This window comes from Roseovarius sp. EC-HK134 (assembly GCF_902498815.1).
Lineage (GTDB): Bacteria > Pseudomonadota > Alphaproteobacteria > Rhodobacterales > Rhodobacteraceae > Roseovarius > Roseovarius mucosus_A.
Map to the genome: position 1 here is coordinate 2652206 of NZ_LR701544.1, position 22848 is coordinate 2675053.

Below are 22848 nucleotides of genomic sequence, written 5' to 3' on the forward strand. Positions count from 1 at the left end.
AAGGGTGTCTGCGCTTGGCCTATAGCATGGGGCTATGACCGATCAAGCTTTACCCCCTCTGCTGCGCGTGACGCGCGAGACCGGCGGTGCCGCCGCACCTGAGCCGCTTGATCTGGGCGCGCGGGTGCGCAGCCTGCGCAAGGCGCGCGGTTGGACGCTGGAACAGGCGGCGAAGCAGGCGGGGCTGGCACGCTCGACCCTGTCGAAGATCGAGAATGGCCAGATGTCGCCCACCTATGACGCCTTGAAAAAGCTGGCGCAGGGGTTGGAAATCTCTGTCCCGCAGCTTTTTACCCCGCCGTCGCGCGACCGGATCAACGGGCGCATGGCGGTGACGCGCGTGGGCGAGGGCACGCCCAAGGCGACCGCCACCTATGAGCATGATTTGCTGGCCGATGCGCTGAGCCAGAAACGTATGATGCCTTACCGCGCGCGGATCCGTGCCCGCTCGGTTGAGGAGTTCGGCGGCTGGGTGCGCCATGACGGCGAGGAATTTCTGTATGTGCTGACTGGGGTGGTGCGGCTCTTTACCGAGTTTTACGAGCCCATTGAGATGCGCCGGGGCGACAGCGCCTATTACGATGCCACGATGGGGCATAACGTGATTTCGGTCAGTGTCGAGGATGCCACGGTATTGTGGGTGACATCGCTTGATTGAGGCAGGCGGGCATCGCGCGACCCGGCCATGGTGGAGAATGGCCGGGCCGTCTGCGCCGTGAGTGTGGCCGTTAGTCGACCGGGGCGGCAGGGGTTTGTTGCGATGTTGCGCCGTCGATCACGCTGGGTGGGGCGGTGGTGTCGCCGGTATTCGACGGGCTGAGCATGCTGAAGGCGATCAGCGCGCCCATCAGGATCACGACAACCAGCAGGCCCGTCAGCCCGCCGCGCGTGCCCGCCGCCGGATCATGGCCGGGTGGGCCATAGCGGTTGAGGTCGCGATTGGCTTGGCGTTGGATGTCATCTTGGGGGATATGCATGAGAGGCTCCTTTCTGACTGGGATCACCATAGACCAGAGGTGGGGTGATCACCGAGCCTGCCCAAGGCCTGTGGGGATTTCCGGCGTTTTGCTGCCAATTTGGGGGGTGTCAAAAGGCAGATTCCCGCTGTAGGCCGAAACTGGCCGCTGGCATGTCTGCGGTTTGGCAAGGATTGGCCGGGTTCAGCGTAGTTTCGGGATGCCACCGGCATGGGTGCTGCGATCCACCACGCCCGCGCGCAAGGACCGCCCGATGCGATGCGCCAGCGCTGACCATGCCGCGGCCTGATCGGGAGAGAGTTCGCGCAAGAGCACCGCATCAAAGAGCGCGAGCCAAGTCGAGAACATGCCCGGTTGCACGTTGCGGGCGTTGACATGGGCGGCCATCGGGCTGCCGTCATAGACACGTTCGTGCAAAATCGAATTGGCCCAGAAATCGGCCACTTTGGCCTCGTGTGCGGGCCAGTCGGTGACATGGACCGCGAAGATCGGCCCAAGACCGGGATGCGCGCGCACCGCCGCGTAGAACGCGGTTACGACCCGCTCGATCTCGGGGCGGGTGATGGGGAAACGCGGGGGCAGGGTGGTGGTCATGCGTCTTATGTGGCGCGGGGTGCGGGCAGAGGCAATCCCCTGATTTGGTCTGGTGGGGGCGAATTCCTGAAAAGAATTCGGGCCGCTTTCTTTTCAGACAGGCGGGGGCTGCGCCCTCTGGACGCTTGGCCGGAGCGCGCCTATAAGGCGTCGCATGATGAGACGCAAAGCGATCATTATTCGAATTACATGCCCGGCGCTCTGAGACAATCGAGCTGCCGGGACAAGGCGTATGGGCACCCGCGCCACCTTTCACCCCCCAAATTCCAGACCAGTGACAAGGACGCAAACCATGTGCGCCGACACGACACAGACACCGGGCCAGACGCCGGATTACAAAGACACGCTGAACCTGCCCGAGACCGATTTCCCGATGCGCGCCGGATTGCCCGCGCGCGAGCCTGAGTGGCTGGCACGTTGGGCGCGGATCGGGGTCTATGAGAAGCTGCGCGAGCAGGCCGCAGGGCGTGTTCCCTTTACGCTGCACGATGGCCCGCCCTACGCCAACGGGCATCTGCACATCGGGCATGCGCTGAACAAAATCCTCAAGGATATGGTCGTGCGCAGCCAGCAGATGATGGGCCGCGATGCGCGCTATATCCCCGGCTGGGATTGTCACGGGCTGCCGATCGAGTGGAAGATCGAAGAGCAATACCGCGCCAAGGGGCTGGATAAGGACAAGGTGGATGTGGTCGATTTCCGTCAGGAATGCCGCAAGTTCGCCGAGGGCTGGATCGACATTCAGCGGGAGGAATTCAAGCGGCTGGGGATCACTGGCTGTTGGGATCGCCCTTACCTTACCATGGATTTCCGCGCCGAACGGATCATCGCGGAGGAGTTCCAGAAATTCCTGATGAACGGCGTGCTTTATCAGGGGTCAAAGCCCGTGATGTGGTCGCCGGTCGAGAAAACCGCGCTGGCCGAGGCGGAGGTGGAGTATCACGACAAGGAGAGCTTTACGGTTTGGGTGAAGTTTGCCGTGACCAAGGGGCACGGCAACCCCGGTCTTGAGAATACTTCTGTCGTCATCTGGACCACGACGCCTTGGACCATGCCCTCAAACAAAGCCGTGGTGTATGGCGAGGGGATTTCCTATGGCCTCTATGAGGTGATCGCGACGCCGGGCGAGTGTTGGGCGGCGGTGGGTGAGAAATTCATCCTCGCCGATACCCGCGCCGAGGATGTGATGACCCGCGCGCGGCTGGAGCCGTCGATGTATCGGCGTTTGCGCGATGTGCCGACGCAGGAATTGGCGGGGATGCAGCTTGAGCATCCGCTGAAAGGGGCCGAAGGCGGGAATGGCGAATGGGATGACCTGCGCGATTTCCGGGCGGCTGATTTCGTGAGTGACGAAGAAGGCACCGGGTTTGTTCATTGCGCGCCCTCGCACGGGATGGAGGAGTTCGAGCTTTACCGCGACTTGGGCATGCTGGAGCAGGTGATTACCTATAACGTGCTGGAAGATGGCTCTTTCCGGCCTGATCTGCCGTTCTTTGGCGGCAAGTTCATCCTTGATCGCAAGGGCAAGGAGGGCAATGCCAACAAGGCGGTGATTGACAAGCTGGCCGAGGTGGGCGGGCTGCTCGCGCGGGGCAAGATCAAGCATTCCTATCCGCATTCGTGGCGCTCCAAGGCCCCTGTGATCTATCGCAACACGCCGCAGTGGTTCGCGGCGATTGACCGGGCGGTGGGCGATGGGCAGGACGACTATGGCACGACCATTCGCGAACGCGCCCTGCGCTCGATTGATGAGTTGGTGACATGGACGCCCAAGACCGGGCGCAACCGGCTCTATTCCATGATCGAGGCGCGGCCCGATTGGGTGCTGAGCCGTCAGCGCGCTTGGGGTGTGCCGCTCACCTGTTTTGTGAAGAACGGCGCACAACCCACGGATTCTGATTACCTTTTGCGGAATGAAGAGGTGAATGCGCGTATCCTTGCGGCCTTTGAGGAAGAGGGTGCGGATGCGTGGTATAAAGAGGGCGCGAAAGAGCGGTTCCTGTCGGGCATCGTGAACCCGGACGACTGGCGCAAGGTCGATGACATTCTCGATGTGTGGTTCGATTCCGGCTCGACGCATGCCTTTGTGCTGCGCGACCGCGAGGACGGGTCTGAGGATGGTTTGGCCGATCTATACCTAGAGGGCACGGATCAGCATCGCGGCTGGTTCCATTCGTCGATGTTGCAGGCTTGCGGGACACGCGGGCGCGCGCCCTATCGGGGGGTGCTGACGCATGGCTTTACCCTTGATGAGAAGGGCAACAAGATGTCGAAATCCTTGGGCAATACGGTCGCGCCCGAGGAAGTGGTCAAGCAATATGGCGCGGATATTCTGCGGCTTTGGGTGGCGCAGGCGGATTATACTGCCGATTTGCGGATCGGGCCGGAAATCCTCAAGGGCGTGGCCGATGGCTATCGCCGTTTGCGCAATACGCTGCGGTTCATGCTGGGGGCTTTGGCCCCGTTCACTGAGGCGGATCGCGTGGACCCGGCAGAGATGCCGGAGCTGGAACGCTGGGTGCTGCACCGTCTGGCGGAGCTGGATCACAAGGTGAAGAAAGGCTATGAAACCTATGATTTCCAAGGGGTTTTCCAGCAAATCTTTAACTTCTGCACGCTCGACCTGAGTGCGTTCTATTTCGATATTCGCAAGGATGCGCTTTATTGCGATGGCGACACGGCGCGGCGGCGGGCGGCGCGCACGGTGCTTGATCTCTTATTTCACCGGCTGACCACATGGCTCGCGCCAGTGCTGGTGTTCACCATGGAGGAGGTGTGGCTGTCGCGCTTCCCCGGTGAGGACAGTTCCATTCACCTCACGGATATTCCCGATACGCCCGCCGAGTGGCTTAATGAGCCCTTAGCAGCGAAATGGGCGATGGTGCGGCAGGCGCGGCGGGTGGTGACGGCGGCGCTAGAGGTGCAACGGACAGACAAGGTGATTGGGGCCAGCCTAGAGGCGGCACCGGTGGTGCATATCCGCGATGCCGAGATGCTGACGGCGCTGAAATCGGTGGATTTCGCGGATATCTGTATCACGTCGGATTTGATGCTGACCGGCGATCCGCGCCCCGATGAGGCATTTCGTTTGCCCGAGGTGGACACGGTCGGCGTGGTTTTTGAGCGCGCGGAAGGCGAGAAATGCCAGCGTTGTTGGAAAATCCTGCCGGATGTGGGGCAGCACAAGCATCCCGGCACCTGCGGGCGCTGTGACGCGGCGTTGGGGTAAGCTAGGCGTCTATTACCCGTCCCGGGTCAAGCCCGGGGTGGGGTTTGGGGATCAGAGCGCCCCGGCGATCTGGCGCAGCACGGCGATATTGCCGTGTTTGACGCCCGGTTCGCGAAAGGCGCGGTCGGCGGAGGTGGCGATGATCACCACCTCGCGGGCGCGGTCGATATAGATATATTGGCCGTAAATGCCGTGGCCGAAGAATTCGCCGGGTTGGGCATCGGCGGGCATCCACCATTGAAAGCCATATTGCAGATCGCCCGGTTCTGTGGGGGCGGTGGGCGTTGTGGCCGCGCGCATCCAATCCTCGGGCACCACCTGTTGCCCGTTGTAGCGCCCCAGATTGGCGGCCATCAGGCCAAAGCGGGCATAGTCGCGGGTGGTGACGTTGAGGCCACCAAGCGCAAAGGCCACGCCCTCGCCATCGGTGAGGTAATAGGGTTCGGAGTCGAAGCCTAGAGGTTGGATGATCTTTTCCGACAAGAGGTCTGGCAGGCTGCGCCCGGTGGCCCCGCGCAGCACCATGGCGAGAATATGCGTGTCAATCGAGACATATTGCCAGCGCGTGCCGGGGGCGACATCGCGCGCCGTGAGACCGGCGGCAAAGCCGTCCATCGTACCGCCAAGGGCCAGAACCCGGCCCATGCGGTTGATGTCTGATGCGTAATCCAGATAATCCTCGTCAAAGGCAACGCCGCTCATCATCAGAAGCACGTGGCGGATGCTCGCGCCGTCATAGGCGCTGCCTGCGAGGCTGGGGGCGTAGCGCGTGACCGGATCATCGAGCGAGGCAATCTGACCCTCGGCTATGACCACCCCGAAGAGGGCCGACAGAAAGCTTTTGGCGACGGACCAGCTTATGCGGCGATCCTCGGGGGCGGTGCCAAAGTGATAGCTTTCATGCACCACAGCGCCCCGGTGCAGGACCATGAGCGAGGTCACGTTGCGGGCGGTGATCCAATCAGTGGCCACGGCGGGCAGGGTCATGGCCGGGCCTGCGGGCAGGGGCGAGACGGGGCCGGTGCCGCGCGGCACGGGCACGGATAAAAAGGCGCGGTCCATATGCGAGAAGTTCTGGACGATGCGGTCTGCGTCAAAGAGGCTGTTGACCGCCCAGAGGCGGGTGATCTGGTCGCGTTTCCAGAGGCCAACCGCTGCCGCGGCAAGGACCGACAGCAGCAGGATCCGTCCCAGCCATTTGAGAGCGTTGCGCATTCCCATCCTCTTCGGTTTTGTCGGCAGTTGAGCAGTGACGCCGCGCTTGATCAAGCCTTACCTTGGGATCAATGGCCTAACGGAATTTGTCCATCAGCTTTTGCATGGGCGAGCGAGGGTCTGGTGTGGCCTCAGGCTCTGGGGGTGGGGCGCGGTCGGTCTGCACTGGGGCAGGGCGCGCGGGTTTGGGGGGTGTCATGGCCTGCGCCACGGCGTTCTGAAAGCGGTCGGGTTTGCCTTGGGCGAGCCATGGCGCGCCTTTGCCGATGCCGCGCAAAAGATCGTCGAGCCAGTCGGCCTCGGATTTGGCGAAATCTTGCAGGACGTACTGCGCCACGCGGTCTTTGTGGCCGGGATGGCCGATGCCAAGGCGCACGCGGGCATAGGCCTCGCCAATATGCTGATGGATCGAGCGCAGCCCGTTGTGGCCTGCGTGCCCGCCGCCCGTCTTGCAGCGCAGCTTGCCGGGGGCGAGATCCAATTCATCGTGAAAGACGGTGACATCGGCGGGGGTGAGTTTGTAGAACCGCACCGCTTCGCCCACGGATTGACCGCTGAGGTTCATGAAGGTCATCGGCTTGAGCAGGACGGTGCGCGCGCCGTCCAACGTGCCCTCAGAGACCATGCCCTGAAACTTGGACCGCCATGGGCCAAAGCCGTGATCCTCGGCGATGCGGTCAAGCGCCATGAAGCCGATATTGTGGCGGTTTCGTTCGTATTTCGCGCCCGGATTGCCGAGACCTACGAAGAGCTGCATGGGTGGTGCCCCCGATCCTGAATGGGCCACGGTCTAGGGGTTTGGGCGGCGGGAATCAACAGGCTGCGGTGGGGGCAAAAGAAAACGCGGCCCCGATGGGGCCGCGCGGTGTAGAATAAGGTCTGGTCCGGCAGGATCAGTCCTCTTCGCCATCTTCTTCTTCTTCGTCATCGCCCTGCGAGCGCAGTGCCGACGGCGCGGAGATGTTGCAGATCACGAAATCGCGGTCCTTGATGACCGGCTCGGAGCCTGCGGGCAGATCGACCATCGAGATCGTGACGACATCGCCGATTTTCTCGACCTTTGAGAGGTCCACGGTGACGTGATCGGGGATATCGCCGGCGAGCACGTTGAGTTCCACCTCGGGGCGCACAACGGTCAGCACGCCGCCCTTGCGCAGGGCCTTGCACTGTTCGGCGTTGATGAAATCAACGTGAATGAACAGGTTGATCCGGGTGGTGCGGCGCAGGCGCATCAGGTCGACGTGGGTCGGCAGATCCTTGACCACATCGCGCTGAACGTCGCGGCAGATCACGCGCACATCGTCATGGCCTTCAACCTGAAGGTTGAACAGCGTCGACTTGAAGCGGCCCTTTTTCAGGCGCTTGAGCAGTGCGTTGAACGGAATGTTGATCGCCAGCGGCTCTTTATCGCCACCAAACACGACACCCGGAACCATACCCGCACGACGGGCTGCGCGAGCGGCGCCCTTGCCTGTCCCCGCGCGTTCCTGGGCTTGAAGATCAGGAATTTCTCCAGCCATTTAATCTCTCCATAAGTTAGGGCGGGGCTCCTCCAAGGCTGTAGTCCCCGCATGAAGCTGCGCCAATAGCCGGGTTTTGCGGATTTGAAAAGCGGAATCTTGTTGCTTGGGGGGGATGCCTGACCTATCCGTCGGTCCCGTGACGCAAGAGGAGCCTGACCCAAATGCCACGCCGCGCTTTCCTGCATGTCGGCATGCCCAAATGTGCAACGACGACGATACAGGCGGCGTTGGTGCAACGGCAAGAGGTGCTGCGGGGGCTGGGGATTGCCTATGAGATGCCCGAAGGGCCAGAGGCAGAGGGACAGGGCAATGCCGCGCGTCTGGCGATTTCCATTTTGCGACAGAGAGAAGAGGCGATCGCGGCGGCGCTGGATTTCTTTTCCAGCGGGACGGGCGATGTGGTGCTGAGTTCAGAAGCGTTTTCGGCGCTTTATAAATCGGCGGCGGTCATCCAGTTCATTGAGGCGTTGCGCGCGCGGGGGTTCGAGGTTTCGGTGATTGCGCTGTTTCGCAGGCAGGATCACTGGCTTGAGTCTGATTTCAAGCAGCATGTCAAAGGTGCCCATACCTGGGATGGCACCATCGCGGAACTGCTGGAAAAGCGCACGCAGCAAGATGTACTGAACTATGCGCTTTTTACCCTGTATTGGGGGAAATATGTTGGTCGGGATCGGGTGTTCACTGCCGTGATCCAGCCGGGGAGCGCGCGGCGCGATCCGGTGAATTTCGTGCTGGAGCAGATTGGCGCGGGGAGCCTGTGCTATGGCGAAGATGCCGATGTGCCACTGGCGAATGTCAGCCCGCCCACGGGCCTGATCGAGCCTGCGCGGCTGCTTAAGCAAGAGATGCGGGCGGCGGGGGCCTCGGCGGGGCAGGTGGATGTGGCGCTGGATCGGTTTTTTGCCGAAGCGCCGGGCGTTATCGCGGTGCCAAAGCGGCGGTTCTTGATGCCGCATGCCCAGCGGCAGGCGGTGGTGGACCGTTGGAAGGGGAGCAATCACGATCTTGTTCGGCGGGCGGGGCATCGCGGGGCGTTTGACGCGGATGTCGCAGAAGACCCTGCGTCGGAGGTGCCGTTGGACGAAGAGGCGCGCGCCGTTCTGGCGGCGTGGACCGCCGCTAGGGGCCCGGCGCCCGCACCTCAGGTGCAGGCGCGGCGCGGGCTATTGCGGCGGCTGTTGGGGAAGTGACGCGCCTTACACCGTCCAGCGGCCGGTGAAATCCTCGGGCACCAGCAGGATATCGCGATCGAGCGTTTTCACGTCACGGCGACCGCAGAGGCCCATGGTGCTGTCCAATTCCTTGTGGATGACTTCGAGCGCGCGCGTCACGCCCGCCTCGCCCATTGCGCCCAGACCATAGACGAAGGCGCGGCCAATATAGGTGCCCTTGGCCCCGAGGCTGAGCGCCTTGAGCACGTCCTGACCCGAGCGGATGCCGCTATCAAGATGCACCTCGATCTTGTCGCCTACGGCGTCGACGATGGCGGGCAGGGCGCGAATGGCCGAGAGCGCGCCGTCAAGCTGCCGCCCGCCGTGGTTTGACACGATGATGGCATCGGCCCCCACGTTGAGCGCCTCGCGCGCATCGACCGGGTCCATGATGCCCTTGATGATCAGCGGGCCGTCCCACATCTTGCGGAATTGGCGGATGCGGTCCCAATCGAGGGCCTGATCAAAGGCCTCGGAGGTCCAGGTGCTGAGCGAGGAGGGATCGGTCACGCCCTTGGCATGGCCCACGATATTGCCGAAGAACCGCCGCTTTGTGCCCAGCATGCCCAGGCCCCAATGGACCTTGGTCATCATGTTGGCGACGCTTTTGGGGGTCAGCTTGGGCGGGGCGGAGAGGCCGTTTTTCAGGTCTTTGTGGCGTTGTCCCAGCATTTGCAGATCGACGGTGATCATCGCCGCCGAACATTTGGCATCGCGCGCCCGGTCAAAGAGGCGCTGCATGAAATCATCGTCCTTGAGGGTATAGACCTGCATCCAAAAGGGTTTGGTGGTGTTTTCGGCCACATCCTCGATCGAGCAGATCGACATGGTGGAGAGGGTGAAGGGCACGCCGAATTTCTCGGCGGCGCGGGCGGCCTTGATCTCGCCATCCGCGTGTTGCATGCCGGTAAGGCCGACCGGGGCAAGGCCCACGGGCATGGCCACATCCTGTCCGATCATCTGGCTGGCGGTGCTGCGCCCGGTCATGTCGATGGCAACCCGCTGGCGCAGGTAAATCTTGTCAAAGTCGGTGGTATTCTCGCGGAAGGTCTGTTCTGTCCAGCTGCCGGATTCGGCGTAATCGTAGAACATCTTGGGGACGCGGCGGCGGTAGATCTGTTTGAGATCGGCGATATTGGTGATGACGGGCATGGCGTCCTCCGAAATTGGTTAGTTTCCTTTACCAACGCAAGCGGGGCCGCGCAATCACCCCTGTTGCCGCAGACTGCTGGGCTGTGATGGAATTTGGCGCACGGACCAGCGCCAGAACCGCACCAACATGAACACCCCTGCCAGCGCCAGCCCCGAGGCCAGGCCAAGCCAGATGCCGGGGCCACCCAAGCCAAAGGTGAAGCCCAGAAGGTAGCTAACGGGCACGCCGACCGCCCAATAGCTGAGGGCGGCGATCACCATGGGCACGCGGGTATCTTGCACCCCGCGCAAGAGGCCAAGCGCCTGCACTTGGGCGGCGTCCACCAGTTGAAAGAGGGCGGCGGCGGCAAGAAGCTGACGGCCAATGGCGATGACTTCGGCCCGGTCTGGATCGTCGGGGGCCAGAAAGAGGCCCACCAGCAGATCGGGCAGCAGCAGAAGAAGCGCCATGGTCGCGAGCGCCACGGCGGCGGAGAGGCCAAGCACCACGCGCGCGCCGTCGCGCAGGGCCGTGCCATCGCCGCGGCCATGCGCCTGACCTGCGCGCACGGTCGCGACGTTGGAGAGGCCAAGGTGGATCATGAAGATGACCGACGTGATCTGCATGGCGATGCCATGGGCGGCCAAGGGCAGGGTGCCGAGCCACCCCATCATCACCGATGCGGACGCGAAAAGGCCAACTTCGGCCAGATTGGTCAGGCCAATGGGCCAGCCTAGCCGAAAGACGCGGCCCAGTGCCTCGGGGTCGGGGCGCCAGAAGCGTTGAAAGATGGCGTGTTCAGGGGCGGAGCGATGGACATAGACGCCAAGCACCACGAAGGACGCGATATTGACCCCGAGCGAGGCGATGGCCGCGCCCTGCACGCCAAGTTCGGGAAAGCCGAAATGCCCGAAAATGAGCAGATAGTTGATGGCGGCGTTGAGCGCCACCGCCCCCAGCGTCACCCAGAGCACGACGGCGGTGCGTTCGAGCGCCGCGAGATAGGATTTGAGCACCATCACCATGAGCGCGGGTAGAATGCCCAGCCCTGCGATTTCGAGGTAGTCGGCGGCGAGGGCGGCGGTGGCGGGCTCTTGGCCCATACGGTCAAACAGAGCGCCAGAGCCCAGCATCAGCGGCAGCGTGGCAAGGCTGAAGAGGATCGAGGCCCAGAGGCCCATGCGCGTCACGCGGCGCACCTGGGGGATGGCCCCTGTGGCCTGTGCAGAGGCCACCATCGGCATCACGGCCCAAGCAAAGCCTGAGCCCATGATGAAGAGGACAAAGAACATGGTGCCGCCCAGAACCTCGGCGGCCAAGGCCTCGACCGAGTACCAGCCCAGCATGATTGCATCGGTGAAGGTGATGGCGAACTGCGCCACATGGCTGCCGATCAGCGGCAGGCCAAGGCCCAGCACGGCGCGGGCATGTTGGCGATATGTGAGCCGGGGTTGCATGGTCTTGGCGTTAGACGGGTGCGGGGCGGGGTGCAACCCTCGTCAGAGCGTGCCCAGCATGAGATGCGTCGAGAGTGCCGCAATGATCACGCCTGCCGCGATTTCAAAGAGGGGCAGGGCACGGGCGGTATCGCCAGCGGCGAGACGCGCCAGCGCGCCTTCGCGCAAGGTGACAGAGGCGAGCGCCACGGCGAGTGTGACGCTGGCGGTGCCAAGTCCCATGGCGAAAGCGCCAAGGATGCCCGCGAGGTCAAGGTCCATGCGCCAGGTGAGGATGAGGAGGAAGAGCGCGCCGGTGCAGGGGCGGATCGCCACGGCGCCAATCAGGGCGGCGGCGTCGCGCCAGCCGGTGACGGCCTCGGCCTCGGCCAGAGTTGGCCCGTGTTTGTGCCCACAGGAGGAACAAGGCGCGTCGTTGTCATAGTGATTATGGTGGTTATGGTCAGCGTGGTGATGGTGGTCATGGTGCCGGGCGGGGCGGGATGCCCGCCAGCGGCGCAGGCCGCGAAAGGCCAGCCAGAGGCCGACGAGGGCAATCGCGGCGAAACTGGCGGGGGCCATGATGTCCTCGGCCAGATCGGTCATATGCTGGCGCGTGAGGTCAAAGAGGAACACGCCGGAGTAGACCAGCAGCACCGCCGCTGCGGCCTGTGCAAAGCTGGAGGCCAGCGCCAAGAGCGACAGGCGAAATGCGCTGACGCGTGCGGCCATGCCGTAGCCACCGATCAGGATCTTGCCATGGCCTGGCCCCGCCGCGTGAAAGAAGCCATAGGCAAAGCAGAGGCCCAGCAACCCTGCCAGCGCCCCCGGTTCGCCCGCACGCAATGCGCGCAGAAGGCGGGCCATGGCCTGTTGCGTCTCGGCCTGTCCGGCGCGGGCCCAAGTTGAGACTTGCGCGGCCCCGCCAAAGCCCCAGAGCCAGATCACAAGAACTGCGAGCGCAAGGGCCGCAAGGCTTAGGACGGGGCGGCGCATGTGACCGAAAGGCTCTCGGAAAAGAGATTGCCGATCTCGACCCCGGAATATTGTTCCTCGGCGCTGAGTTCGCTCAGCATCTGGCGGAATTGTTCCTGGCTTTCGTCAAGGTCGGGTTCGGTGATCGTATAGACGCAGCCCTTGGGCAGGGTGATGGGACCGGCAAGGCTATGGGCTACGTAATAGGTGGGATCATAAGCCTCGATGCGCAGAGCGTCGGCTTTGACTGGGCCGAAGGTGCGAGTATGGGTGGCAATGATGCGGCCATTGGTGAGGGCAATGCCGGTGGGGATCGGGTGATCAAGGGCAATCTTGGTCTCGCCCTGATACATGTAAAGATCGCCCTCAAAGCCATCCGGCCATTCGATCAGATCAAACCCTTTGAGCTGGGCCAATTCCGCCTCGGTCAGGGTGCCGTCGCCATCGGGGTCTAGGCCCATGTCGGTGAGGATCAGGAGGGAAAAGAAATCATCATAGCTCCAGGTCACCTCGACCTCTGACAGGCGCCCTTGGGTATCCGCAGTAAAGTGCAGGGCAACGTCGACAAACACATGCGGATGCGCGCCCAAGGGGGCGGTGGGCAGGCAGAGTGTTGCCGCAAGGGCCATCGGGATGAGCGGTTTCATACCGTCAGATTTAGGCGCGTGGCGCGCCTGCTGCAAGGCGCGTTTGCGGGGGCGGAATGCCCCGCGCGAAAGCTCGCCTAGGCCTTGATCACAAAGGATTGGCCGCTGGTCAGGGACAGCACGTTTTCCGGCTTGTCGGCGAAAAATTCGTCAATCGCCTTTTTCGCGCCGGGGCAATCACCAGAGCCATAATCGTCGCAGAGGATGACGCCGCCCGGCTTGACCCGAGGATAGAAGAATTCGACCGAGGCGAGTGTCGGCTCGTAAAGGTCCACATCGACATGGACGAGCGAAAATTCCTGATCCGCGACATCGTTGAAGCGGTCGGGAATCCAGCCTTTGTGCAATTCCACACGGTCGCCAAAGGCGCTGAGGTTCTGGCGCACGATATCCTCTGGCACGGCCAGATCACCCTTGGACCACTCCGATTTGCCACCCGATTGCACATCGGCGTCGCTGGGTTCCGACAGGCCTTGGAAGGAGTCAAAGATGTGCAGGCGTTTGGTGCTTTGTGCGCCCGCGCCGGTCAGCAGGAAAAGCGAAGATTTGCCATAGCGCACGCCGCATTCGGCGAAATTGCCCTCAATCCCGCGCACCATGCGGGCAGAGGTCATCAGCGTGAAGCAGCGATCATGCGGGCTGCCTTCGATGCCGCGGGCCTCGGCCATGTCGCGGGCGGCGATGAATTCGGGGTCTGTGAGCCAGATCAGATGCGGTTTGTAGACCTCAAAGCGCTGCCGGGCGGCCAGACGCTTGGCCAGTTTGTAATGGCCGCGGCGGTATTTTTCCCGCCCGAAAAGAAGCCCGCCGAGCGAGTCGAGTGCCTTGATGATCACGGATTGCCCCTTGTCTGACGCCTCAGGCGGGCCCTTTGACCGCCTGAGCGGTCTCTTGGCCCAGACCGGGGCACCGCGTCAAGGGGCGCGTCGTCGTGTCTCATCGGCTCTTGCGGTCCTCGGGGTGCAGGGATTTGCCCAAGATGTGATCGCTTTTGTGCAGCACATGCTGTGCGTTCGAGACGATGAGCGGATCGGGGGCCTGAGCGATTTTGGGGTCTTTGCCGGGGTAGTCGAGAGAGCTCAGGAAGTGCCGCATGCAATTGAGGCGCGCGCGTTTCTTGTCGTTCGACTTGATCACTGTCCAGGGCGCGTCGGCGGTGTCGGTGTAGAAGAACATCGCCTCTTTCGCCTCGGTGTAGTCGTCCCATTTATCGAGGCTGGCCTTGTCGATGGGGCTGAGTTTCCATTGTTTGAGCGGATCGGTTTCGCGGCTGGCAAAGCGGGCGCGTTGTTCGCCCTGCGTGACCGAGAACCAGTATTTGTAAAGCCGGATGCCCGAACGCACCAGCATCCGCTCTAATTCGGGGGTCTCGCGCATGAATTCGAGGTATTCATGCGGCTGGCAAAAGCCCATTACCCGCTCGACCCCGGCGCGGTTGTACCAAGAGCGATCATAAAGGACCATTTCGCCCGAGGTGGGCAGGTGTTGGACATAGCGCTGAAAATACCACTGGCCGCGTTCTTGATCGGTGGGTTTGTTGAGGGCCACGACACGGGCGGCGCGGGGGTTGAGATGTTCGGTGAAGCGTTTGATTGTGCCGCCCTTGCCCGCCGCATCGCGCCCCTCGAAGATCAGCACAAATTTCTGCCCCGTCTCTTGGGCCCAAAGCTGCACCTTGAGCAATTCGGCCTGAAGATGCGCCTTTTGGGTCTCGTAGCTGCGGCGACCCATGCGGGTTTCATAGGGATAGGCCCCGCTTTCAAAGGCGTCACGCAGGGAATTGGGATCGTTCTCAGCCGGGGTGGCGAGGAGGTTTGCCGCTGCAGGTGCCGGGGTTGGTTGCTCAACCGCAAGCTCGGGCAGGGAGGTGGGAATGGCCGCAGGTTCGGGCGTAGGCAGGGAGGACAGGGGCGACTCGGTCATGCGGCACTCCGTTTTGAATCAATGATTAATCCCGGAATGATATATGAATTTTTTGTGTCACACTTTGCGCCAAGTCAAATTTTGCGGGCAGAGCAGAGTTGGAGCTTGCCCGCGTCTCAGACCCCGGCTGCGCGGGCAAAGGCCACGAGCGCTGCGGTTGATCCGTCGCGCGTGGGGTTGGTGTCGCCGGTCAGCATGGCGTCGACATCGACGGCGAGCACCTTGCCCAGTTCCACCCCCCATTGATCAAACGAATTGATCCCGAGGATCACGCCTTCGACGAACACGCGATGTTCGTAGAGCGCAATGATCTGGCCCAGACGGCGCGGCGTCAGCCGGTCATAGATCAGCGTGGTCGAGGGGCGGTTGCCGGGAAAGACGCGGTGTGCGGCCTGCCGCTCAAGCTCGGGGCCGGTGTAGCCTGCGTCGCGCATCAGCGCGCGCGCCTCGTCAAGCGAGCGCCCGCGCAAGAGCGCCTTGGATTGCGCAAGGCAATTGGCCACGAGCAGGCGGTGGTGATGCGCAAGCTCTGGCTCGTGGCCGGTGGCCGCCACGAGAAATTCGCAAGGAACCACGGCGGTGCCCTGATGGATCAGCTGATAAAAAGCATGTTGGCCATTGGTGCCCGGCTCTCCCCAGACGACGGGGCCGGAGGGGCGGCTGAGCGCTGCGCCGGACATGCTCACGCGCTTGCCGTTCGATTCCATTTCAAGCTGTTGCAGATAGGCGGGCAGGCGTGCGAGGCGTTGGTCATAGGGCAATACGGCGCGGGTGCCGTGGCCCAGGCCCTGATGATGCCAAAGGCCGATGAGACCGAGCAGGAGGGGCATGTTCTCGAGCGGGGTGGCGGTTTGGAAATGCTGGTCCATCGCCTCGGCACCGCGCAGAAAGTCTTTGAACCGGTCTGGCCCGATGGCGATCATCAGCGGCAGGCCGATGGGCCCCCAAACCGAATAGCGCCCGCCCACATAATCGCCAAAGCCGAACACAGCGCTTGCGTCGATGCCCCAGTCCGCGGCCCTTGCGGCGGCAGAGGATACGGCGGCGAATTGTGGCCCCGGATTGACCCCGGCGCGGGTCATCCACGCCTGCGCCGTGGCCGCATTGGTCATGGTTTCGATGGTGGTAAAGGTCTTGGAGGCGACAATCACAAGGGTGGTTGCCGGGTTCAGCCCCGCCAATGTATCGGCGATGTCGGCCCCATCGACATTCGAGACGAAATGGCAGCGCGGCCCGTCGTGATAGGGGCGCAGCGCGCGCACCGCCATCTCGGGGCCAAGGTGCGAGCCGCCGATGCCGATATTGACAACATCCGTGATCGGCCCCTGCCGGACGGTATCGGCAAAGCGGGCCATGCGGGCGCGCGTTTCGGTAATCTCGGCCATGATATCGCTGCCCTCGACCATCACCGGCTGGCCCGAGAGATTGCGGAGCGCGGTATGCAGAACGGGGCGCGCCTCGGTTTCGTTTATCGCCTCGCCCGCGAACATCGCGGCGCGGCGGGCCGCAACGCCTGTGGCTTGGGCGAGCGTCAGCAGGGCGGCGCGGGCAGGGACGGTGAGGGCGGTTTTGGAGTAGTCAAAAAGCATCCCGTCAAAGCGGGTTGAAAAGGTCTCGGCGCGGGTGGGATCGCTGAACAACCCGGTGATGTCGATATCTCGCGCCGCTTTGGCGACCTCTTCCACCTCTGACCACATTTTGAAATCCTCTCAGGGGCACCAATGTACTCTGGCTCCCGCTAGCACGGCGGCAATCGGGGCCTCAAGGGGGCGCATATGCTGTGCGCGCTCGAACGCTGCACGTTTCTGTGTGCCGGTGATGACCACGTGTTTGCAAAGGGCCCCATTCAGGACATGCGCCGACAGGGTGACGCGCGGCTCTTCCAGACCGGGCGCGCGCATCGGCACGAGGATGGGGGCATCCTCGGCCAGCGCATCGGCGAGGCGATCGGCACCGGGAAAGAGCGAGGCGGTGTGCATATCTGTGCCCATGCCCAGCAGGCAGACATCAATCGGCAGGGCGGGGGCGATGTTGGTTTCCAACTCGGCCAGCACCTCCTCGGGTTCTGGCGATTTGGCATAGAGCGGCAGGTAGCGCGCCGCGGCGGCGCGGTCGCGCAAGAGGCGTTCACGCAGAAGGCGGGTGTTGGAGCGCAGATGTACCTCGGGGCGCCAGCGTTCGTCTGAGAGCAGGATATCGACCCGGTCCCAGTCGAGATCGAGGCCACAAAGCCCGTCAAAGATTGGCCCCGGTGTGGTGCCGCCGGGCACGACAAAGAGCACGCGGTCGCGGGTGCGCAGGGCGTTGCGCAGGTCGGTCGAGAGCACATCCACCAGCCCCATGACCAGCATTTCGTCATCGGCATAGTCTATGAAGGTCATGGTCGTATCTCCCGCCAGCGGCGTCCATCGCGGTGCATGAGCATCAGCGCATCATCCGGTCCTGAGGAGCCGGTGGCATAGTCGAGGGGCGTCGCGCCTTCTTCCTCCCAATCGGCGATAATGGGATCGGTCCAGGCCCAGGCTGCCTCGACCTCGTCGCCGCGCATGAAGAGGGTTTGATTGCCGCGGATCACATCCATGATCAGCCGCTCGTAGGCATCGGGGAAATCCGCCTCTTCCGGCCCTAGCGCCTCGGCAAAGGTCATGTCGAGGGGCACGTCGATCAGGCGCATGCCGCCCGGCCCCGGTTCCTTGATCGTCACGCCCAGCTCGATCCCCTCATTGGGTTGCAGGCGGATCGTGAGGATGTTGCGGTGTCGCCCGGCATCAGCACCAAAGATCGAATGCGGCGCATCCTTGAACACCACGGCGATTTCGCTGGCGCGGTCGCGCAGGCGTTTGCCGGTGCGCAGATAGAACGGTGTGCCCGCCCAACGCCAGTTGGAAATATGCGCCTTTAACGCCACGAAGCTTTCGGTTGTGCTGTCGCGGTTGCCCACCTGATTGCGGTAGCCGGGTTGCGTGCCGTCGCCCTCATACTGGCCGCGCACCACATTGCGCCGTGCCACGGGATCAAGGGCGCGGATGACCTTGAGTTTCTCGTCGCGCACGGCGTCGGGTTCGAATTTCGCCGGCGGCTCCATCGCGATGAGGCACAAGAGCTGCATCATGTGGTTTTGCACCATGTCGCGCATGGCACCGGATTTGTCATAGTAATCACCACGCCCGCCGACGCCGACGGATTCCGCCACTGTGATCTGGATATGATCGACATATTGGCTGTTCCAGAGCGGTTCAAAGAGCACGTTGCCAAAGCGGATCGCCATCAGGTTCTGCACGGTTTCCTTGCCGAGGTAATGATCGATTCGGTAGATCTGACCTTCGCTGAAATGTCGCGCCAGCGTGCGGTTGAGGTCGCGCGCGGTCTCGAGATCACGGCCAAAGGGTTTTTCCACCACGATGCGGCTGCGTTCATCGGCCATGCCGTGTTTGTGCAGGCGTTTGGCCAGATCGCCAAAGAGGGCCGGGGCCACCGAAAAATAGAAAGCGCGGATGCGGTCGGGGCGCATGAGGGCGGCCAGCGGTTCCCAGCCTTCCGTGCCGCGCGCATCGAGCGTGACAAAATCGAGCAGGTCGAGAAAGGCGGTGAGATCCTTTTTGCGGGCTGATTCCTCGCCGCCGAATTCGGTGATCGCGGCGCGCGCCATGGCGCGATAGCCGTCGCGGTCCATGTCGCCGCGTGCGGCACCGATCAGGCGCACATCGCCTTCGATCTGGCCTGCGACAAAGCGGCGGAAGAGGGCGGGCAATATCTTGCGCCGTGCCAGATCGCCGGTGCCGCCAAAAATCACCAGATCGAAGGGATCGACCGGGATCACCCGAGAGGCCATGGCCCATCTCCTTTGCTCGTCATTCGCCCGTTTTTCGGGCGCAGTATCCGCCGCGGCAACTCTAACATGTTGGGGCGTCTTCACAATGGCGTCAGAACGCTTCTCTTGCCAGAGCGGGAGAGGTAGATAGGAAAAGAAAATCAGTTCGTGGATGACTTTATGAAAGATTCCGTCACCGGCCCAGCCAATCAGGGCAAGTTTCAAGACCCGGCGCGCACCGCCAAGGGTGATGTGCGGGCCTCTGTCGCACTAAGCCATCCTGAGACCTTGTGGTTCAACACCGGCACGCTCTGCAACATCGAGTGCCGCAACTGTTATATCCTGAGTTCGCCCAGCAATGACGCGCTGGTGTATATCTCCGAATCGGAGGTGCGCGACTATCTGGGGCAGGTGCGCGCGCGGGGCTGGCCGCTGCGTGAGATCGCCTTTACCGGCGGCGAGCCCTTTATGAATCCCGAGATGATCGGCATGGCGCGGGCGGCGCTGGAGGCAGGGTTCGAGGTGTTGATCCTGACGAATGCCATGCGCCCGATGATGCGCAAGACGATGCGCGCAGGGCTGCTTGATCTGGGGAAGACCTGGGGCGAGAAGCTGACCTTGCGGATTTCGGTCGACCACTGGTCCGAGGCTTTGCACGACGAAGAGCGCGGCGCGGGGGCCTTTGCCAAGACGCTGGAGGGCATGTGCTGGTTGCGTGACAATGGCATTCGCATGACCGTGGCCGGGCGCACCGTCTGGGGCGAGAGCGAGGCGCAGTCTCGTGCGGGGTATGCGGCGTTTTATGCGGAACACGGGTTTGAGATTGACGCCAATGATCCGGGTGCCACCGTGCTTTTCCCCGAGATGGACGAGGGGGCCGAAGTGCCCGAAATCACCACGGCCTGTTGGGATATTCTGGACAAGCGGCCCGAGGATACCATGTGCGCCTCGTCGCGTATGGTGGTCAAGCGCCGGGGGGCGGCGCGGCCTGCGGTGGTGGCCTGCACGCTTTTGCCCTATGCGCCCGAGTTCGAGTTGGGCGAGACGCTGGCCGAGGCCGAGCGCGACGTGGCGCTGAACCATCCGCATTGCGCCAAGTTCTGCGTGCTGGGCGGGGCAAGCTGCTCGCGGTGAGGGGGGCTTGAGGTATCGGTAACGCGCCGCGCTATCGCTAGGCCGGGGACTAGCGAAGCAACGCAAGTGGTTGCCACTTTATGCCAGCAAAGCCCGTATGACGTATCAGAATTGCGCACCTTCTCAAAATCGCTAGGCCGCGGGACGGCCCAGCGATAGCGCGGCGGCGCGTGCCGCGCCTTGATTCTGCGCATTGGAAATCGGGGCAAACGTCCCCTCCAGGCCCCTCACGCCGCCACTCCGCCTCACTCGTCCTTGAGCAGCCGATCCGCCTTTTTGCGCACCAGCACCGTGCGCAGGTCGTGCATCGCCAAGAGAAGCGCATCCGTTACCTGTTCGAGTTGGTCATCGGTCGCCTTGGACTGCACCCAATGGGTCGTGGTGTTGAGGTAATCCACCGCGCGCAGGATATCGTCGATGTCGCGATATTCGACCAGTTTCAGCCGCTCTTCCATCCATTCGGTGATGGCGGCAGTGTCGGCGTCGGTCAGGGCGCGTTCGCCCTGCGGCTTGATCTCGGATTTGCGGATATTAACGGTGGCGATCTGTTCCATCTCGATCCGGCGCTGTCGGTTCTCGGTATCCACCCGGAACACGAAGGCACCGTTTTCACGGACCCTGAAGTAATATTCCGGCAGATCACCCGCCATGGTCAGGCACTTTCCAGAACGCGCCAGAGCGAACCGTCGGGATCGACCAGCGCAAACATTCGGGGCGCATTCGCAAGGGTGAAAGGATCGGTCAATCGCGGGATGGCGTTGCGCGTGTCGGGCAGATCCGTGGCGCCGCGCCATTCGGCATGCAGGCTGTCAATCTCGGGCAGACGCAGGCAGGCGGAAAAGCAACTGGTGCCGGGGTCCAGATCGGGATGCGGGAAAAACTCGACCGTCATGCCCTCCCGGCTCAGGATCATCCAGCCTGCATTGCGGAATTCGGTCTGAAAGCCGAGCATCGCGTAAAAGCGCTCGGTTGCATCGAAATCCCGGCTGGGCAGGTTTGCGGTTATCTTGCCTGTGGTCATGTCAGCCCTTTACAGAACGTCTGAATCCGCGTGCATGCCTCTTTCAGCGCGTCATCAGAGGTTGCATAGCTGATCCGGAAATTCGGGGATAGGCCAAAGGCCGCGCCGAACACCACCGCCACGCCGGTTTCTTCCAGAAGCGCCGTAGCAAAGGCCTCATCATCCGCGATCACCGCGCCGCCCGCGCTGGTCTTGCCAATCAACCCGGCAATGGAGGGATAGACGTAAAAGGCCCCGTTGGGGGTGGGGCATTCCATGCCCTCGATCTCATTGAGCATCGCCACCACCAGATCGCGGCGGCGGGCAAAGACGGCGTTGTTTTCGGCGATGAAATCATGGCTGCCGTTCAGCGCCTCGACCGCCGCCCATTGGCTGATTGTGCAGGGGTTCGACGTGCTCTGCGACTGGATCTTGCGCATGGCCCCAATCAGGTCTTGCGGACCTGCCGCATAGCCAATCCGCCAGCCGGTCATGCAATAGGCCTTGGAGACACCATTGCAGGTCAGCGTTCGATCATAAAGCGCTGGTTCCACCTGAGCGGGGGTGCAGAATTCAAAGCCGTCATAGGCGAGATGCTCATACATATCGTCGGTCATGATCCAGACATGGGGATGACGCATCAAAACGTCGGTCAGCCCTTTCAATTCATCCCAGGTATAGCCCGCCCCGGTGGGGTTGCTGGGCGAGTTGAAGATGAACCAACGGGTTTTCGGTGTGATCGCAGCCTCGAGCGCCTCTGGCGTCAGTTTGAACCCGGTTTCGATGCCCGCAGGGGCAATCACCGGCTCGCCGCCTGCCAAGAGCACCATGTCGGGGTAGCTGACCCAATAGGGCGCGGGGATCAGCACCTCGTCGCCGGGATTGAGCGTGGCCACGAGGGCATTGTAGAGGATTTGCTTGCCGCCTGATGCGACGCTGACCTGGGCTGGCACATAGTCGAGCCCGTTGTCGCGCTTGAACTTGGCGCAGATTGCGGCCTTCAATTCCGGGATACCGTCAACGGCGGTGTATTTGGTCTTGCCCTCTTCGATGGCGCGGATGCCCGCGGCGCGGATATGTGCGGGCGTGGCGAAATCCGGCTCTCCAGCCCCAAGCCCGATCACGTCGCGCCCGGCTGCCTTGAGTTCCTGTGCCTTGGTGGTCACGGCGATGGTGGGCGAGGGTTTGACACGCGACAATGTCGCGGAAAGGCGGGACATGACCGGCTCCGGTTTGAATTCACTCATGGAATGTCTTAGGGTGCGCTCAGTGCATGATCAAGCACGATCACTGGAAAGGAAGACGATGACCGCAGACAACACCGACGGCTGGTTCGATCCCGATGCCACCACCTTTGGCGACCGTGTGACCGGCGCGCGCGAGCGCTCTGGCATGAGCCAGTCTGATCTGGCGAAGCGGCTGGGCGTCAAGCTCAAGACGCTGAAGGCCTGGGAGAATGACCTGTCGGAGCCACGGGCCAACAAGCTGTCGATGATGGCGGGGATGCTCAATGTCTCGCTTTTGTGGCTGTTGTCGGGTGAGGGCGAGGGGCCGGGCGCGCCCGAGATGGGCGAGCTGTCGCGCGATGTGATGGATATGCTGACCGAGATCCGCGACATCCGTGCGCAGATGACCCGCGCGACCGACCGTCTGGGGCGGCTGGAAAAGACGCTGCGCGCCAAATTGCGGGAGGAGGCCGGTGAGTGACACGCCTGTAGAGGCGCCCGGCGCCGCCGACGAGCCGCCCGCCCACCGGATCAAGCGCCTGCGGATGCGGGCCATGCGCCGGGGGATCAAGGAAATGGACATTATCCTGAGCCGCTATGCCGAGGCGCGGCTGGGGGCGATGGATGCGGCCGCACTTGACGGGTTTGATGCGCTGTTGTGCGAAAACGATCAGGATCTTTATCAATGGGTCACGGGCCAAGCCGCGCCACCGGCGCAGTTCGCCCCCTTGGTGGCAGAAATCGCGGCAGAGGCCAGCGGGGGAAAGTAGATCGCATTTTAGGTGGTTTGGCCGCGATTTACCGAATGTTCGGGT

Annotated in this window: 23 protein-coding genes; 6 read left to right on the forward strand and 17 right to left on the reverse strand. The window is 62.8% G+C overall.

Translation table 11 applies throughout. The features are described from left to right. Nucleotides 1–34: 34 nt before the first annotated feature. The gene (locus GC127_RS16780; protein WP_008282277.1) at nt 35–658 is read left to right on the forward strand and encodes a helix-turn-helix domain-containing protein; all 624 of its coding nucleotides are present in this window, start codon (nt 35–37) and stop codon (nt 656–658) included. 70 nt (nt 659–728) lie between these two features. On the opposite strand, the gene GC127_RS16785 is transcribed toward GC127_RS16780, so the two are convergent. Next, the gene (locus tag GC127_RS16785; protein WP_008282276.1) at nt 729–977 is read right to left on the reverse strand and encodes a hypothetical protein; all 249 of its coding nucleotides are present in this window, start codon (nt 975–977) and stop codon (nt 729–731) included. A gap of 183 nt (nt 978–1160) precedes the next feature. Next, nucleotides 1161–1571, reverse strand: coding sequence for a group III truncated hemoglobin (locus GC127_RS16790; RefSeq protein ID WP_151979067.1), 411 nt, complete (start codon nt 1569–1571; stop codon nt 1161–1163). 292 nt (nt 1572–1863) lie between these two features. Here GC127_RS16790 and ileS point away from each other — a divergent pair, with 292 nt between their 5' ends. Beyond that, on the forward strand, nt 1864–4800 hold the full coding sequence (gene ileS, locus GC127_RS16795) for an isoleucine--tRNA ligase (RefSeq protein WP_151979068.1): 2937 nt from the start codon (nt 1864–1866) through the stop codon (nt 4798–4800). Nucleotides 4801–4851: 51 nt separating this feature from the next. Here the strand turns inward: ileS and GC127_RS16800 are convergent, their stop codons facing one another. From GC127_RS16800 to GC127_RS16810, 3 genes are all read right to left on the reverse strand, one after another. Continuing rightward, nucleotides 4852–6015, reverse strand: a complete 1164-nt coding sequence (locus tag GC127_RS16800; RefSeq protein WP_151979069.1) for a serine hydrolase — start codon at nt 6013–6015, stop codon at nt 4852–4854. 76 nt (nt 6016–6091) lie between these two features. After that, on the reverse strand, nt 6092–6772 hold the full coding sequence (gene pth, locus GC127_RS16805; protein ID WP_081506392.1) for an aminoacyl-tRNA hydrolase: 681 nt from the start codon (nt 6770–6772) through the stop codon (nt 6092–6094). A gap of 136 nt (nt 6773–6908) precedes the next feature. Then, nucleotides 6909–7535, reverse strand: a complete 627-nt coding sequence (locus GC127_RS16810; protein ID WP_008282271.1) for a 50S ribosomal protein L25/general stress protein Ctc — start codon at nt 7533–7535, stop codon at nt 6909–6911. Nucleotides 7536–7699: 164 nt separating this feature from the next. Between GC127_RS16810 and GC127_RS16815 the strand changes: the two genes are divergently transcribed. Beyond that, on the forward strand, nt 7700–8728 hold the full coding sequence (locus tag GC127_RS16815; RefSeq protein ID WP_151979070.1) for a hypothetical protein: 1029 nt from the start codon (nt 7700–7702) through the stop codon (nt 8726–8728). A 6-nt stretch (nt 8729–8734) separates the two neighbouring features. On the opposite strand, the gene GC127_RS16820 is transcribed toward GC127_RS16815, so the two are convergent. From GC127_RS16820 to zwf, 9 genes are all read right to left on the reverse strand, one after another. After that, nucleotides 8735–9901: an alpha-hydroxy acid oxidase gene (locus tag GC127_RS16820; protein WP_151979071.1), complete on the reverse strand. Its 1167-nt coding sequence runs from the start codon at nt 9899–9901 to the stop codon at nt 8735–8737. 54 nt (nt 9902–9955) lie between these two features. Further along, the gene (locus GC127_RS16825; RefSeq protein WP_081506390.1) at nt 9956–11338 is read right to left on the reverse strand and encodes an MATE family efflux transporter; all 1383 of its coding nucleotides are present in this window, start codon (nt 11336–11338) and stop codon (nt 9956–9958) included. 42 nt (nt 11339–11380) lie between these two features. Next, complete coding sequence (locus GC127_RS16830; protein WP_151979072.1) at nt 11381–12313, reverse strand: nickel/cobalt transporter; 933 nt, start codon at nt 12311–12313, stop codon at nt 11381–11383. Continuing rightward, nucleotides 12295–12939, reverse strand: a complete 645-nt coding sequence (locus GC127_RS16835; protein ID WP_151979073.1) for a DUF1007 family protein — start codon at nt 12937–12939, stop codon at nt 12295–12297. Before GC127_RS16835 ends, GC127_RS16830 begins: the two co-directional genes overlap by 19 nt. Before the next feature lie 77 nt (nt 12940–13016). After that, nucleotides 13017–13775, reverse strand: coding sequence for a TylF/MycF/NovP-related O-methyltransferase (locus tag GC127_RS16840; protein WP_081506388.1), 759 nt, complete (start codon nt 13773–13775; stop codon nt 13017–13019). A gap of 100 nt (nt 13776–13875) precedes the next feature. Continuing rightward, complete coding sequence (gene ppk2 / locus GC127_RS16845) at nt 13876–14862, reverse strand: polyphosphate kinase 2 (protein WP_151979074.1); 987 nt, start codon at nt 14860–14862, stop codon at nt 13876–13878. 116 nt (nt 14863–14978) lie between these two features. Next, a complete protein-coding gene (pgi, locus tag GC127_RS16850) occupies nt 14979–16559 on the reverse strand; it encodes a glucose-6-phosphate isomerase (protein ID WP_151979075.1) in 1581 nt (526 codons plus the stop codon). Between the two features lie 12 nt (nt 16560–16571). Next, the gene (gene pgl, locus GC127_RS16855) at nt 16572–17243 is read right to left on the reverse strand and encodes a 6-phosphogluconolactonase (protein WP_151979076.1); all 672 of its coding nucleotides are present in this window, start codon (nt 17241–17243) and stop codon (nt 16572–16574) included. Next, nucleotides 17240–18694: a glucose-6-phosphate dehydrogenase gene (gene zwf, locus GC127_RS16860; RefSeq protein ID WP_008282261.1), complete on the reverse strand. Its 1455-nt coding sequence runs from the start codon at nt 18692–18694 to the stop codon at nt 17240–17242. The genes pgl and zwf overlap by 4 nt, the downstream gene beginning before the upstream one ends. A gap of 159 nt (nt 18695–18853) precedes the next feature. On the opposite strand from zwf, the gene GC127_RS16865 reads away from it, so the two are divergent. Further along, nucleotides 18854–19807 carry a radical SAM protein gene (locus tag GC127_RS16865; protein ID WP_151979077.1) on the forward strand — a complete coding sequence of 318 codons (954 nt, stop codon included), beginning with the start codon at nt 18854–18856 and terminating at the stop codon, nt 19805–19807. 245 nt (nt 19808–20052) lie between these two features. Here the strand turns inward: GC127_RS16865 and GC127_RS16870 are convergent, their stop codons facing one another. The 3 genes from GC127_RS16870 to GC127_RS16880 are packed head-to-tail and all read right to left on the reverse strand — an operon-like array spanning nt 20053 to nt 22027. Further along, on the reverse strand, nt 20053–20457 hold the full coding sequence (locus GC127_RS16870; protein WP_151979078.1) for a hypothetical protein: 405 nt from the start codon (nt 20455–20457) through the stop codon (nt 20053–20055). Nucleotides 20458–20459: 2 nt separating this feature from the next. Further along, a complete protein-coding gene (locus GC127_RS16875) occupies nt 20460–20828 on the reverse strand; it encodes a bleomycin resistance protein (RefSeq protein WP_009818506.1) in 369 nt (122 codons plus the stop codon). Then, a complete protein-coding gene (locus GC127_RS16880; RefSeq protein ID WP_151979079.1) occupies nt 20825–22027 on the reverse strand; it encodes a pyridoxal phosphate-dependent aminotransferase in 1203 nt (400 codons plus the stop codon). The genes GC127_RS16875 and GC127_RS16880 overlap by 4 nt, the downstream gene beginning before the upstream one ends. 85 nt (nt 22028–22112) lie before the next feature. Here GC127_RS16880 and GC127_RS16885 point away from each other — a divergent pair, with 85 nt between their 5' ends. Beyond that, nucleotides 22113–22514, forward strand: a complete 402-nt coding sequence (locus GC127_RS16885) for a helix-turn-helix domain-containing protein (protein WP_008282257.1) — start codon at nt 22113–22115, stop codon at nt 22512–22514. Between the two features lie 64 nt (nt 22515–22578). Continuing rightward, nucleotides 22579–22803 (forward strand): succinate dehydrogenase assembly factor 2, encoded by a 225-nt coding sequence (locus tag GC127_RS16890; protein WP_050775782.1) that lies wholly within the window; start codon nt 22579–22581, stop codon nt 22801–22803. The last annotated feature ends 45 nt before the right edge of the window (nt 22804–22848 follow it).

Coding starts and splice junctions, on each gene's coding strand:
- ppk2 (WP_151979074.1), bottom strand. CDS start 14,862: ATGACCGAGTCGCCCCTGTCCTCCCTGCCTACGCCCGAACCTGCGGCC.
- GC127_RS16885 (WP_008282257.1), top strand. CDS start 22,113: ATGACCGCAGACAACACCGACGGCTGGTTCGATCCCGATGCCACCACC.
- pgi (WP_151979075.1), bottom strand. CDS start 16,559: ATGTGGTCAGAGGTGGAAGAGGTCGCCAAAGCGGCGCGAGATATCGAC.
- GC127_RS16890 (WP_050775782.1), top strand. CDS start 22,579: ATGCGGGCCATGCGCCGGGGGATCAAGGAAATGGACATTATCCTGAGC.
- GC127_RS16820 (WP_151979071.1), bottom strand. CDS start 9,901: ATGCCCGTCATCACCAATATCGCCGATCTCAAACAGATCTACCGCCGC.
- GC127_RS16835 (WP_151979073.1), bottom strand. CDS start 12,939: ATGAAACCGCTCATCCCGATGGCCCTTGCGGCAACACTCTGCCTGCCC.
- GC127_RS16785 (WP_008282276.1), bottom strand. CDS start 977: ATGCATATCCCCCAAGATGACATCCAACGCCAAGCCAATCGCGACCTC.
- pth (WP_081506392.1), bottom strand. CDS start 6,772: ATGCAGCTCTTCGTAGGTCTCGGCAATCCGGGCGCGAAATACGAACGA.
- ileS (WP_151979068.1), top strand. CDS start 1,864: ATGTGCGCCGACACGACACAGACACCGGGCCAGACGCCGGATTACAAA.
- GC127_RS16800 (WP_151979069.1), bottom strand. CDS start 6,015: ATGCGCAACGCTCTCAAATGGCTGGGACGGATCCTGCTGCTGTCGGTC.
- GC127_RS16815 (WP_151979070.1), top strand. CDS start 7,700: ATGCCACGCCGCGCTTTCCTGCATGTCGGCATGCCCAAATGTGCAACG.
- GC127_RS16790 (WP_151979067.1), bottom strand. CDS start 1,571: ATGACCACCACCCTGCCCCCGCGTTTCCCCATCACCCGCCCCGAGATC.
- GC127_RS16810 (WP_008282271.1), bottom strand. CDS start 7,535: ATGGCTGGAGAAATTCCTGATCTTCAAGCCCAGGAACGCGCGGGGACA.
- GC127_RS16830 (WP_151979072.1), bottom strand. CDS start 12,313: ATGCGCCGCCCCGTCCTAAGCCTTGCGGCCCTTGCGCTCGCAGTTCTT.
- zwf (WP_008282261.1), bottom strand. CDS start 18,694: ATGGCCTCTCGGGTGATCCCGGTCGATCCCTTCGATCTGGTGATTTTT.
- GC127_RS16880 (WP_151979079.1), bottom strand. CDS start 22,027: ATGTCCCGCCTTTCCGCGACATTGTCGCGTGTCAAACCCTCGCCCACC.
- pgl (WP_151979076.1), bottom strand. CDS start 17,243: ATGACCTTCATAGACTATGCCGATGACGAAATGCTGGTCATGGGGCTG.
- GC127_RS16825 (WP_081506390.1), bottom strand. CDS start 11,338: ATGCAACCCCGGCTCACATATCGCCAACATGCCCGCGCCGTGCTGGGC.
- GC127_RS16865 (WP_151979077.1), top strand. CDS start 18,854: ATGAAAGATTCCGTCACCGGCCCAGCCAATCAGGGCAAGTTTCAAGAC.
- GC127_RS16875 (WP_009818506.1), bottom strand. CDS start 20,828: ATGACCACAGGCAAGATAACCGCAAACCTGCCCAGCCGGGATTTCGAT.
- GC127_RS16780 (WP_008282277.1), top strand. CDS start 35: ATGACCGATCAAGCTTTACCCCCTCTGCTGCGCGTGACGCGCGAGACC.
- GC127_RS16870 (WP_151979078.1), bottom strand. CDS start 20,457: ATGGCGGGTGATCTGCCGGAATATTACTTCAGGGTCCGTGAAAACGGT.